The organism is Frankia gtarii, from assembly GCF_025403375.1.
In the GTDB taxonomy this organism is placed as follows: Bacteria; Actinomycetota; Actinomycetes; order Frankiales; family Frankiaceae; genus Frankia; species Frankia gtarii.
Window position 1 is genome coordinate 1 of record NZ_JAMPTM010000221.1, and the last position, 11,077, is coordinate 11,077.

General features: G+C 72.3%; 11 protein-coding genes. 4 read left to right on the top strand and 7 right to left on the bottom strand.

The annotated features are described in order from the left end of the window. Nucleotides 1-60 precede the first annotated feature (60 nt). From NBZ83_RS24415 to NBZ83_RS24440, 6 genes are all read right to left on the bottom strand, one after another. On the bottom strand, nucleotides 61-633 hold the full coding sequence (locus tag NBZ83_RS24415; RefSeq protein ID WP_261575875.1) for a Rieske (2Fe-2S) protein: 573 nt from the start codon (nucleotides 631-633) through the stop codon (nucleotides 61-63). 36 nt (nucleotides 634-669) lie between these two features. Beyond that, nucleotides 670-1,242, bottom strand: a complete 573-nt coding sequence (locus NBZ83_RS24420) for a DUF6529 family protein (RefSeq protein ID WP_261575876.1) — start codon at nucleotides 1,240-1,242, stop codon at nucleotides 670-672. Nucleotides 1,243-1,372: 130 nt separating this feature from the next. Next, nucleotides 1,373-3,943 carry an aminopeptidase N gene (gene pepN, locus NBZ83_RS24425; protein WP_261570666.1) on the bottom strand — a complete coding sequence of 857 codons (2,571 nt, stop codon included), beginning with the start codon at nucleotides 3,941-3,943 and terminating at the stop codon, nucleotides 1,373-1,375. 56 nt (nucleotides 3,944-3,999) lie between these two features. Continuing rightward, entirely contained in the window at nucleotides 4,000-4,473 is a 474-nt protein-coding gene (locus NBZ83_RS24430) for a hypothetical protein (RefSeq protein ID WP_261570667.1), read from the bottom strand. Continuing rightward, nucleotides 4,466-4,831, bottom strand: a complete 366-nt coding sequence (locus tag NBZ83_RS24435; RefSeq protein ID WP_261570668.1) for a hypothetical protein — start codon at nucleotides 4,829-4,831, stop codon at nucleotides 4,466-4,468. Before NBZ83_RS24435 ends, NBZ83_RS24430 begins: the two co-directional genes overlap by 8 nt. A gap of 405 nt (nucleotides 4,832-5,236) precedes the next feature. Continuing rightward, the gene (locus NBZ83_RS24440) at nucleotides 5,237-6,049 is read right to left on the bottom strand and encodes a helix-turn-helix domain-containing protein (protein WP_261570669.1); all 813 of its coding nucleotides are present in this window, start codon (nucleotides 6,047-6,049) and stop codon (nucleotides 5,237-5,239) included. A 67-nt stretch (nucleotides 6,050-6,116) separates the two neighbouring features. On the opposite strand from NBZ83_RS24440, the gene NBZ83_RS24445 reads away from it, so the two are divergent. From NBZ83_RS24445 to NBZ83_RS24455, 3 genes are all read left to right on the top strand, one after another. Further along, nucleotides 6,117-7,034, top strand: a complete 918-nt coding sequence (locus NBZ83_RS24445; RefSeq protein ID WP_261575877.1) for an LLM class F420-dependent oxidoreductase — start codon at nucleotides 6,117-6,119, stop codon at nucleotides 7,032-7,034. 78 nt (nucleotides 7,035-7,112) lie between these two features. After that, nucleotides 7,113-8,267 (top strand): RNA-guided endonuclease InsQ/TnpB family protein, encoded by a 1,155-nt coding sequence (locus tag NBZ83_RS24450; protein ID WP_261570671.1) that lies wholly within the window; start codon nucleotides 7,113-7,115, stop codon nucleotides 8,265-8,267. A 143-nt stretch (nucleotides 8,268-8,410) separates the two neighbouring features. Beyond that, complete coding sequence (locus tag NBZ83_RS24455) at nucleotides 8,411-9,262, top strand: ABC transporter permease (RefSeq protein WP_261570672.1); 852 nt, start codon at nucleotides 8,411-8,413, stop codon at nucleotides 9,260-9,262. A gap of 31 nt (nucleotides 9,263-9,293) precedes the next feature. Here NBZ83_RS24455 and NBZ83_RS24460 read toward each other — a convergent pair whose 3' ends face one another. Next, entirely contained in the window at nucleotides 9,294-9,734 is a 441-nt protein-coding gene (locus tag NBZ83_RS24460; RefSeq protein ID WP_261570673.1) for a nitroreductase family deazaflavin-dependent oxidoreductase, read from the bottom strand. Nucleotides 9,735-9,801: 67 nt separating this feature from the next. Here NBZ83_RS24460 and NBZ83_RS24465 point away from each other — a divergent pair, with 67 nt between their 5' ends. Continuing rightward, nucleotides 9,802-10,872, top strand: coding sequence for a winged helix DNA-binding domain-containing protein (locus NBZ83_RS24465; protein WP_261570674.1), 1,071 nt, complete (start codon nucleotides 9,802-9,804; stop codon nucleotides 10,870-10,872). Nucleotides 10,873-11,077: the final 205 nt, after the last annotated feature.

The following is an 11,077-nucleotide window of genomic DNA, read 5'->3' on the forward strand; positions in this document are numbered from 1 at the left end:
GGGCAGATCGGCGGGCGGGTTGGTGCGGCTGGTCGGTCGTGGCTGATCCGACTGGGGTGGTCAGGCGGGGAAGATCTCGTCGCCGCGGACGGTCACCGCGACGGTGGGCAGGGGCGCCTTCGCCGGGCCGGCGACGGGTTGCCCGGTGCGGGTGTCGAAGGCGCTGCCGTGGCAGGGGCAGCGGATCCGGCCCTTCGACACCGCGTTCACTGAGCAGCCCTGGTGGGTGCAGACGTTCGAGAAGCCCTGGACCGAACCGGCGGCGTCCCTGGTCAGGACGATGCCGGCGTCCTCGAGGATGAGCCCGCCATCCGCCGGCACGTCGCCGACCCGGGCCAGCGGCGCCCCCTTGCCCCCTGAACCGCCCGCGCCCGAGCCCGAACCGCCCGAAGCGTCGGAGCTTTCCGAGCCGCCTGAGCCGCCTGAGCCGCCTGAGCCGGCTGAGCCGGCTGAGCCGGCTGAGCTTCCGGAACCGCCGGCGGCGGCCGATGTCCGGCCGTAATCACCGGACCGGCCGGACGACGACTTCGCCGCGTCACTGTGGTCTGCCACGACATAGCCGACCGCCCCGGCGGCCACGGTCACCGCGATTCCGGGAACGATGGTCCGCCGGGTCGGCGCTTCCGGGGTCATTTTTTCTTCCTCGATATCGGGCCGGGGAGCGTCGGCTCAGACATGGGGAATTCCGGACTGGGTGAAGAACCACAGCGAGGCGCTCAACCAGAGCACGACGAGTGACGTCAGAACCGTGGAACCCAGCACCGGTAGCGACCAGCCGGGCAGGCCGCGCACCCGCAGGCCGAGCATTTTCGCCGCATAGGCGCCGTAGAAGAGGCAGCCGACGACGCTGTGCAACAGAACGCGGGCGTCGGTGTCGGCGAAACCGAGCGCCCAGATGCAGTGGAAGGCGACCGGCAGGGTCAGGACGAACGCGGCCGTGCCGCTCCATCGGTGCAGCGGACCGGCCCAGGAGGGGGCCGGACCCGCGCCGGGCAGCCGGCCCCACATCCACAGCGCGGTGACGAGCTGGACGATCAGCAGAAGGGCGGCGGCCGTCGTCAGCCACGCCTTCATCGGCAGCATTCCGGAAAAACCGAGGGTGAACACGGGCCGGCCGACGGGGTCGTGGACTTTTGCATACACGCCCATCGACACGGCGACAACGGCGCCAAGCAGAAGAACGCCGGCCGTCGTCACGCCCCGGCCGGTCGATTGTTTGGGCGCCTGTGCGCCGACTGTCATGCCGCCCCCATCCCGCGAACGATCGTTTCTGCGGCAACTATGCCCGAGGAATTCGGTTCGCGCTGGCGATCGTCGGCGGGATGACAAATTCGGTGCGGACCTTCCGGGTCCGCTTATCGCCCCGGCCGGGTCAGGCGCGGACCGCGCGGACGGCGCGGCGTAGCTCGTCGGTCGCGTCGACGATGACCCGGCGCAGCACCGGGTCGAGGCCGCCCCGGTCGAGCAGGGCGTCGGCGTCCCGCAGCGTCCCGGTGGACACGGCGTACTGCGGGTAGGCGAAGGTGGCGATCTGGCGGGCGGCGTGCGGGGTGCGCCGGGCGGTCATCGCCGGCATCTGCTCGAAGTAGCGGGACACGTACGCGGCTGTGAGGTCGTCCTGCTCGGGCTGCCAGAAGCCCTCGGCGGTCGCCCCGATCAGCCGTGCGGACGCGCTGTCGTCGGCCACGATCATCTCCCAGGCGCGGGCCTTCGCCGCGGCGTCCGCGATGGCCGCGCGGGCCCGTGCCGCGTGTTCGGCGGCGCGGGCGCTGCGGTCACGCCGGCCCTCCGCGGCGATCTCCGCCTCGCCGGCCCGGCCGAGCACGACCAGCCGGTGCAGCAGCGTCCAGCGCAGCTCCGGGTCGATGAGCAGCCCGGTGGGCACGCCCTTCCCGGCGAGCCAGGCGGCGAGCCCGTCGACCTCGTCCGGTCCGCTGCACCCGATGACGCCGCGCGCGGCGGACAACTGGCGGCCGCTGCCCGGGGCGGCGTCCGTCAGCGTCCGCAGGCAGGCGGCGTGCAGCCGTTCGCCCGCGGCCGGCCGGGCGGACGGGGCGAGGTAACGGTTGAGCGCGGTGGCCCGAGCGAAGCGCAGGGCGTCCTCGAAGACGGCGAGCTGGGTCTCCGACGGCAGCGCGGAGGCGGCGAGCGCCAGGTAGTCGGCCGCGGGCCACTGCGCGTCACGGGTCGCGTCGGCCGCCGCGGCCCAGATCACCGCGCGGGCCAGCGGGTCGGCCATCCGGGGCAGCACGACCGGCAGGGCCGCGAGATCGTCGGGGGTGAACCGCACCTTCGCGTAGGTCAGGTCGCCGTCGTTGACCAGCAGCAGCCGGCCGGCCTCGGCGCCGGCCAGCGCGGTGACCGCGGTCCGCCCGTCCGCCGCGGCCGGGTCGACGTCGACCTCGACCCGGCGCAACAGCTCGATCGGTGCCGCGCCGCCGGCGCTGCCGTCCGCGGCGCCGTAGATGCCGATGCCGAGACGGTGCGGGCGCAGCGTCGGGTAGGCCTGCGGCGCCGTCTGGACGACCGCGACCTGCTGGTAGCGGCCGTGGGTGTCGACGGTGACCTGCGGGCGCAGGGTGTTGACCTGCTCCCGGCGCAGCCACAGCTCGGCCCAGCCGGTGAGGTCGCGCCCGCTCGCCTCGGTCAGTGCGGCCAGCAGGTCTGCCAGGGTGGCGTTGCCGTAGGCGTTGCGGGTGAAGTAGGCGCGCAGCCCCGTCAGGAACGCCTCGTCACCCACCCAGGCGACGAGCTGGCGCAGCACGGAGGCGCCCTTGGCGTAGGAGATCCCGTCAAAGTTCAGCAGCGCGAGCGCGGTGTCCGTGACGTCCGGCGGGGCGACCGGGTGGGTGGAGGGCCGCTGGTCGGCGGCATAACCCCAGCTCTTGCGGCCGACGGCGAAACTGGTCCAGGCTTCGGTGAACCGGGTCGCCTCGGCGGTCACCCGGTAGCCCATGTACTCGGCGAACGACTCGTTCAGCCACAGGTCGTCCCACCAGCGCATGGTGACCAGGTCGCCGAACCACATGTGCGCCATCTCGTGGGCGATGACGACGGCGCGCAGCTCGCGTTCGGTGTCGGTGACCGCCGAGCGGTACACGAATTCGTCGCGGAAGGTCACGCAGCCCGGGTTCTCCATCGCCCCGGCGTTGAACTCGGGGACGAACGCCTGGTCGTAGGTGCCAAAGGGGTAACGGTCGGCGAACAGCTCGTGGTAGCGGTCGAGGCACGCCCGGGTGACGTCGAAGATCTCCGCGGCGTCGGCGTCCAGGTAGGGCGCGAGCGAGCGGCGGCAGAGCAGGCCGAGCGGGATGCCGTCGTGGCTGTCCTCGATGACGTGGTAGGGCCCCGCGACCACCGTCACGAAGTAGGTGGCCAGTGGCGGGGTCTCGGTGAACTCCCAGCGGCCCGGGGCGGTCTGCCGGCCCGCCCCGTTGGCCCGCACCACCCAGTCGGGGGGTGCCAGGACCGTCAGCCGCACCGGTGCCTTGAGGTCGGGCTGGTCGAAGCAGGCGAACATCCGCTGGGCGTCGTCGAGGAACGTCTGGGCGTACAGGTACACCTCGCCGTCCTCGGGATCGGTGAACCGGTGCAGTCCCTCACCCGTGTTCGAGTAGCGCATCGTCGCCGTCACCGTGAGCTCGTTCGACGGGCCGAGGTCGGTGAGGGGGAGCCGGTTGCCGTCGAGCGCCGCCGGGTCCAGGGGTCGGTCGTTGAGCTGCACCAGATGCGTGGTCACCGGCTTGACCTCGGCGAACGTCGCCGGCTCGCCCTCGCTCGGGGCCGGGGTCGCTGCCGGTTCGCGAAGACTGAAGCGCACCCTGGTCGTCGAGCTGAACTCCGTCGACGTGCGGGCCGCCGTCAGGTCCAGCTCGATGTCGTACCCGTCGACGCGCACCAGGTTCGCGCGCGTCACGGCCTCGTCCCGGGTAAGGGTGTGCATACCGCGAACCTACGAGATGGCCGGGCCGGGGGATGACGGTCCCGGCAGACGTCCGGTCAGGGGTTCGTCGACTCCCGGGCTGGCCGATCGGTGATCCGCGCCCGCGCCGCGGTCCTGCGTAGCCAGGTCAGGCCGACGATCGGCAGGATTACCGGGATGAAAAGGTAGCCGCTGCCGTAGTTCGACCACACCGCCTGGTCGGGGAACGCCGCCGAATCCACGACGCTCGCAGTCCCCACGGCGAGCACGCCGGCCAGCTCGGTCGCGCAGGCGGCGACGGCGACCCGATGCCAGGCCGTGCCGGGACGGGCCAGCGCCACCGTCGCGACGACGTAGACGACGGCCGCGAACGCCGAAAGCAGGTAGGCCACCCGGGCGTGGCCGAACTCGGTGGAGATCTGGACGATCGACCGCGAGCAGGCGGCCACCGCGAAGATTGCGTAGACCGTGACGAGGATTCGCCCCGGCCCGCCTGCCGTCGGCGAGGCGCCGCGGTTCGCCGTCTCCTTCACCTGAGCTGTCTCATCCACCCGTGTTCTCCCAGACCTGGCCCAACCGGACCACGATGATGGCGACGGCGAGGAACGCGACGCCCAGCACTCCGCTGCCCCAGCGGGAGCGGTCACCCAGCGACCACCACACCCCGACGGGCAGTGCCACGACCGAGGCGACCAGGTACAGCACGAAGTTCGTCGGCTGGTCGGCGTGCGAGCCGCCGGCCACGATCACGATCGCGGAGATCACCTGGGCGAGCAGGACGGCTTCGACGACCCCGGCGGCGGCCAGCAGCCCCACCCCGACCGCCCGATCGCGCCAGGTCTGCAGCAGGCAGGCCGCCCCGGCCACGAGCGCGCAGGCGATGGACGCGGCCGCCAGTCCGTCGATCATCGGTGGCGCCCCGCGCCGCCGTCCGCAAGCATCCCGCCGCCCTTTCCGATCTCGCCGCGCGTATTGCCGCGCGGTCACCCTCATTCCTGTCTACGACGGATGGTAGAAGGTTGTCGCCGAGCGTGTCGGACGGGATGGCCCCAGCGGCATATCCCACCGGATGGCCAGGGGTTCGGTGTGCCCACCGGCCGCCACTTCCTTCGTGTCTTTCTGTGATCATGTGGACGCGGAATCATGCCGAGGTGTAGTCGCGGCTTTCGACCTACAAACCGCGACTAAGCCTCGGCACGATCTGGCCGCAATCTGGCCGCAATCTGGCCGAAAACCGGCAGGGTGAGCGATGGCGGTCGTGCGGTGCCGGCAGGGTTGACGGGCGACTACCTGGGGTTACGGGAACGATTCGGATCAGCGAAGAAGATCATTGATGGCCGGGGCCGGGGCCGGGACGGGTTCCGTTGAACGCGATGCCGGTCCTACCGTTGCCTCCGGTGCCGACAGTCCGCCGGGGAGATAGCCGCGCACGGCCGCGACGAGCCCATCCCGGAAGTCGGTGACCAGCGCCGCCGGCAGGGGAGGCCAGGCCGGGCCGGCCGGGAGACGGCCGAGAAGCGTGCATTCGGTCACGATGCTCCGACTCCCGGTGTTCTCGGTGTCGGTGCTCCCGTGTCGGGCGACATGCATCCGGGCATTGCGGGCGTCAACGTGCAACCCGAGCTCGCTGAGGGCCCGTAGCCGGTTGGCGATCTCGGCGCGCCCCCGTAGCCGGCGTGGCAACGGGCCGCCCGGATCGGCGAGGGGGAACTCCACGACCGCGTCCGGGGCGAACAGTGCCGTGAGCTCGACCCAGTGACCGTCGCCGGCACCGGCCAGTAACCGATCCATCGCGCCCTGGCCGGTCAGGGCGGTGCGGTCGTCGCGGGCGGTGAGGGCGGTGAGGGCGTCGAGCAGGCCGGGGAAGCGGCTGTCGACGTCGGCGGCGCGCAGCCGCATCCGCCGCTGGCGGCCATCGACGGTCGTCGAGGTCAGGCCGGCCTCGCGCAGGATCCGCCAGTGGTTCGACAGCGTCGACTTCGGGATGTCCATGCCCGCCGGAGCGCAGGTGACGTCTGGCTGGGATCGCAGGCGGCGGACGATCTCCAGCCGGACCGGGTCGCCCAGCGCGTGCAGGATCACCGCCAGGTCGAGATCCGCGGTGGCCGGATGGGGCGGGCGTCGCACGGCGTCAGCATATGCGGCAGACGCCAGACAGTTTGATAGTTCGGGATTATCGAACTATCTTTCCGTCATGATCCCGATTGGTCTGGCCCTTGAACTGTCCGCTCCGGACGTCCCCAACGCCGTCGACGACCTCATGGGGCGCGCCCGCCGGGCGGCCGACGCCGGCCTGGCGTCGCTGTGGCTGGGGCAGGGCTATGGTCTCGACGCGCTGACCGCGCTCGCCCTGATCGGCCGGGAGATCCCGGCCATCACGCTGGGCACCGCCGTCACGATCGTCCCCGCGCGGCATCCGATCGCGATGTCCAGCCAGGTGCAGACCACCCAGGCGGCGATTGGCGGCCGGCTGCGCCTCGGCCTCGGCGTCGGGCACCGCGCATCCGTGGAGCAACGGTATGGGCTGCCGTTCGACCGGCCGGCGCTGCGCCTGCGGGAGTACCTGGCGGCGCTGCTCCCGCTGCTGCGCGAGGGCACCGCCGACGTCCGCGGTGAGACCGTCACCGCGGTCACCGGCGGCGTGTCCGCCCGCGTGCCCGGGGCCACGCCGCCGCCGGTCCTGCTCGCCGCGCTCGGCCCGGCCATGCTGCGCGTCGCCGGTGAGGTGGCGGACGGCACCGTGACCTGGCTGGCGGGGGCGCGGACTATCGGCGAGCACATCGTCCCGGCGATCACCCGCGCCGCCGCGGGCCGGGCCGCCCCCGAGATCGTCGTGGGCCTGCCCGTCTGCGTCACCGACCATCCGGACGAGGTGCGCGAGCGTGCCGCCGAGACGCTGGCGCTGTTCGGGACCATCCCGTCCTACCGGGCGATGCTGGACCGGGAGGGCGTCGGCTCCCCGGCGGAGGTGGCGATCATCGGCGACGAGCGGCAGGTCGAGCGGGAACTCGGCCGGCTCGCCGCCGCGGGCGCGACGCACCTGCTGGCCAACCTGCAGATCGCCGGGGCGGCGGAGTGGGCCCGCACGGTCGAGTTGCTCGGCTCCTTGTGACCGTGAGACGTAGCGCGCAGGCCCCGTCCTTCAGGGTGGGGATAGTGCGTCAACGGCAGTGTGACAGGCAAGAATGCTATGCTGTCACTCGTGGGGTCGAAAGTGGTGAAGCGGGCATACCGCTACCGCTTCTACCCGCCCCCCGACCAAGCCGACCAGCTCGCGAAAACGTTTGGCTGCGTGCGCTACGTCTACAACCGGGCGCTCGCCGAACGGCACCGGGCATGGTTCCAGCAACAGCACCGGGTCACCCAGGCCGAGACCGACAGGATGCTCACCGGGTGGAAGCGGGACCCGGAGACGCTGTGGTTGGCCGAGCCGTCAAAAGGCCCGTTGCAAGCCACACTGCGGCACCTGCAAACCGCGTATGTGAACTTCTGGGAGAAACGGGCCAGGTACCCGACCTTCAAAAAGAAGGGCAGGACGGTCGACTCGGCGACCTACTTCCGGAACTGCTTCACCTACCGGGACGGCATGCTGAAACTGGCGAAGCAGGACCAGCCGCTGGACATCGTCTGGTCCCGCCCGCTGCCCGACGGTGCGGTGCCGTCGCAGGTGACGGTGTCACGGAACAGCCGCGGCCAGTATCACCTGTCGATCCTGGTCGAGGACACCGCTACTACCCTGCCGGTCTCGGCTGCACAGGTGGGGATCGACGCGGGCATCACCAGCCTGCTTGCCCTGTCGACCGGCGAGAAGATCGTCAATCCGAAGCACGAGAAGCGGGACCGGAAACGGCTCGCCCGCGCCCGGCAGGAGCTATCCCGCAAGGCACGCGGCTCGGCGAATCGGGCGAAGGCCCGCGCGAGGGTCGCCCGGATCCATGGTCGGATCGCCGACCGGCGCCGGGATTATCTGCACACGTTGTCCACGAGGATCATCCGCGAAAACCAAACGGTGGTCATCGAGGACCTGGCGGTCCGCAACATGGTCCGCAACCATTCTCTCGCACGGTCGATTTCCGACGCAGCATGGTCGGAGCTGCGGCGGATGCTGGAGTACAAGGCGGCCTGGTATGGCCGCACCGTTATCGCAGTCGACCGGTTCTACCCGAGCAGCAAGACCTGTTCGGCGTGCGGGTTGATTGTGGCGAAGCTGCCGTTGAACATTCGGGAGTGGACGTGCCGTTGCGGCGCGCACCACGACCGGGATGTGAATGCGGCGATCAATATTCTGGCCGCGGGGCTCGCGGTTGCTGCCTGTGGAGACGGAGTGAGACCACCCCGCTCCTAGAGCGGGGAGGCATCTGTTGGTGAAGCAGGAACCCGTATCGCGAGGTGCGGGAATCCCTGGCCTTCAGGCCAGGGAGGACGTCAACGCTGGACGATGATGCGATCTAGAACCGAACGACGTCCGGGACGCGGAGAGGGGCCGTCGTGGACGTCGAGGCGAACCTGCGGCTCGTCGTGGGGCTTGCGCTGCTGCTCGCGGCGGCGGTGGCCTGCCTGACCTGGGCGCGGGTGCCGCGGCGCCGGGATGTGCTGACCGCCTCGGCCCGGGCGGTGGCCCAGCTCGCGCTGATCGGCCTCGCGCTGCGGGGGGTGTTCGCCGCGCCGGCGACCGCGGCGGGGGTGCTCGCCGTCATGCTGGTGGCGGCCGTGGGGACGGCATCGCGGCGGCTGGTCGGCTTCCCGGCGGCGGTCCGCCGGGTCGGCGTGTCCTGCCTGCTGGGGGCGTCGGTGGCCCTGGGCGTGGTGTTCGCCGCCGGCGCGGTGGAGGCCAACGTCCGCAACCTCGTCGCCCTCGCCGGCAGCGTCGTCGGCGGGACGATGACGGCCTGCACACTGACGGGACGCCGGCTCGCCGACGGGCTGCGCCGCCGCCGCGACGAGGTGGAGGCGTGGCTGGCGCTCGGTGCGACGCCGCGCCGGGCCGTCGTCGACATCGCCCGGGACAGTGTGGCCGAGGCGCTCGTCCCACCGCTCGACCAGACCCGCACCGTCGGGCTTGTCTCGCTGCCAGGGACGTTCGTCGGCGCGCTGCTCGGCGGTGCGTCCCCGGCCACCGCCGCCCGGCTCCAGGTGATCATCCTGGTTGCCATGCTGACGGCGCAGAGCATCGCGGCGGTATCGCTGGCCTACCTGCTGGGCGCGCCGACGCAGCTCCCGCCGGTGGCGACGGAGCCGTCTGCGCTCCCGGCGGCGCGGGGATCGCGGGGCGGGTCGAAAGCCGCCCGGCCCCGCTGGTTCCGCCGGCCGGGCGCGTCTCGGCGTGGTCGTACGCCGTGAGCCGCCGGGTGCGCCGACCGGCGGGGACGGGTCAGTCCGCGGTGGGTTCGAGCACGAAGACCGGGATCTCGCGCTCGGTCTTGCGCTGGTAGTCGGCGTAGTTCGGGAACGCGGCCACGGCGTACTCCCACCACCGGGCCTTCTCGTCGCCCGTGACCTCGCGGGCGACGTAGTCGCGCCGGATCGGGCCGTCCTGAAGCTCGACGTGCGGGTCGCCGATGATGTTGTAGTACCAGACGGGGTGCTTGGGCGCGCCGCCGAGGGAGGCGACCGCCGCGTAGGCGCCGTCGTGCTCGACCCGCATCAGCGGCGTCTTGCGGATCTTGCCGGACTTCGCCCCGCGGGTGGTCAGGATGATGACCGGCAGGTCGCCGAAGACCGTGCCCCGCGTACCGCCGGAGCCTTCATATTCCTCGACCTGGTCACGGACCCACTGCTGGGTACTCGGCTCGTACTCTCCGGTGAGTGGCATGCGTACCAGTCAACACCACCGGGTACCGCCGTGACCTTGTCGACCGGCCAGCTGCCAGGCTGGTCGGATGACAACGGCACAGGCAGCGGACGGCGACGGCCTCGTCACGGCTCGGCTGGCGGCTCAGGGGCTGACCGGGCCACCGGCCCGGGATCCCGTCGACGTCGTCGGGCGTCTGCTCGCCGTGCAGGCCCAGGACCCCCGCGGCCTGCGGCTGACGATCCGGTCCCGCAGCCGCGCGTTGCACGCCGCCGACGTCGACCGGGCGCTGTCCGCCGACCGATCGTTGGTCGTCACCTGGCTCAACCGCGGCACCCTGCACCTCGTGCGGACCGAGGATTACTGGTGGCTGCGGGAGCTGACCGCGCCGGCCATGGCCGCGCAGATCCGGCGCCGGCTGGCACAGGAGGGCGTCTCGCCGGACGCCGCCGAGCGGGGCGTCGTCCGGATCGAACGCGCCCTCACCGACGAAGGCCCCCTGTCGCGCGCTGAACTGCGGGAACGGGTCGACGCGGCCGGGGTTCCCACGGCCGGACAGGCCATGATCTACCTGCTCATCGTCGCCTCTGTACGGGGCCTCGTCGTGCGCGGACCCGTCGTCGCCGGCGAGCAGGCCTACGTGCTGGTCCGCGACTGGCTCGGCCCACCGCCGCGGGCGTTCGACCGGGAGGGCGCCCTCGCCGAACTGGCCCGTCGCTATCTCGTCGGGCATGGCCCGGCCGACGATCGCGACCTGGCCCGCTGGGTGGGCCTGCCGCTGCGCGACGCCCGCCGGGGCCTCGCCGCCGTCGCCGCAGACCTGGTGACGCGGCCGAACGGCCGGCTCGACCGGCCTCGCGGCGAGGGCCCGGGGCCGGGCCTGCCGCCGCCGCGCCTGCTCGGACCGTTCGACCCCGTCCTGCACGGCTGGTACGGGCGGGACTGGGTCGGCGCGACCGGGCGGGTCGTCACCAGCAACGGCATCTTCCGGCCCGTGATCCTCGTCGACGGGCAGGCGGCGGGGACCTGGTCGATGCCCGCCGGCCGCGTCGAGCTGGCGCCGTTCACCGACCCGCCGACCTGGGGGCCGGCGGTCGCCGCGGCGCTGCGCGACGAGGCTGCGGACGTGCGGCGCTTCCTGGCTCCCCGCCCTGCCTGAGCACTCCGGGAGGGGCGCGTCAGATCGGGCCGCATCCCGGGGGCGCGGTCAGGTGAACAGCGGTCAGGTGGAGAACAGCATCCGGGCGAAGCCGCCGTGCTTGTGGTGGCCGCCGTGGCCGCCGTGGCCGCCATGACCCCAGGCCGGCTGGGCGTAGCCGGGCTGCGCGTAGTGTCCCGGCTGCGCGTACGGCGCCGGGGGCGGG

Coding starts and splice junctions, on each gene's coding strand:
- NBZ83_RS24415 (WP_261575875.1), bottom strand. CDS start 633: ATGACCCCGGAAGCGCCGACCCGGCGGACCATCGTTCCCGGAATCGCG.
- NBZ83_RS24460 (WP_261570673.1), bottom strand. CDS start 9,734: ATGCCACTCACCGGAGAGTACGAGCCGAGTACCCAGCAGTGGGTCCGT.
- NBZ83_RS24420 (WP_261575876.1), bottom strand. CDS start 1,242: ATGACAGTCGGCGCACAGGCGCCCAAACAATCGACCGGCCGGGGCGTG.
- NBZ83_RS24450 (WP_261570671.1), top strand. CDS start 7,113: ATGCTGTCACTCGTGGGGTCGAAAGTGGTGAAGCGGGCATACCGCTAC.
- pepN (WP_261570666.1), bottom strand. CDS start 3,943: ATGCACACCCTTACCCGGGACGAGGCCGTGACGCGCGCGAACCTGGTG.
- NBZ83_RS24465 (WP_261570674.1), top strand. CDS start 9,802: ATGACAACGGCACAGGCAGCGGACGGCGACGGCCTCGTCACGGCTCGG.
- NBZ83_RS24445 (WP_261575877.1), top strand. CDS start 6,117: ATGATCCCGATTGGTCTGGCCCTTGAACTGTCCGCTCCGGACGTCCCC.
- NBZ83_RS24435 (WP_261570668.1), bottom strand. CDS start 4,831: ATGATCGACGGACTGGCGGCCGCGTCCATCGCCTGCGCGCTCGTGGCC.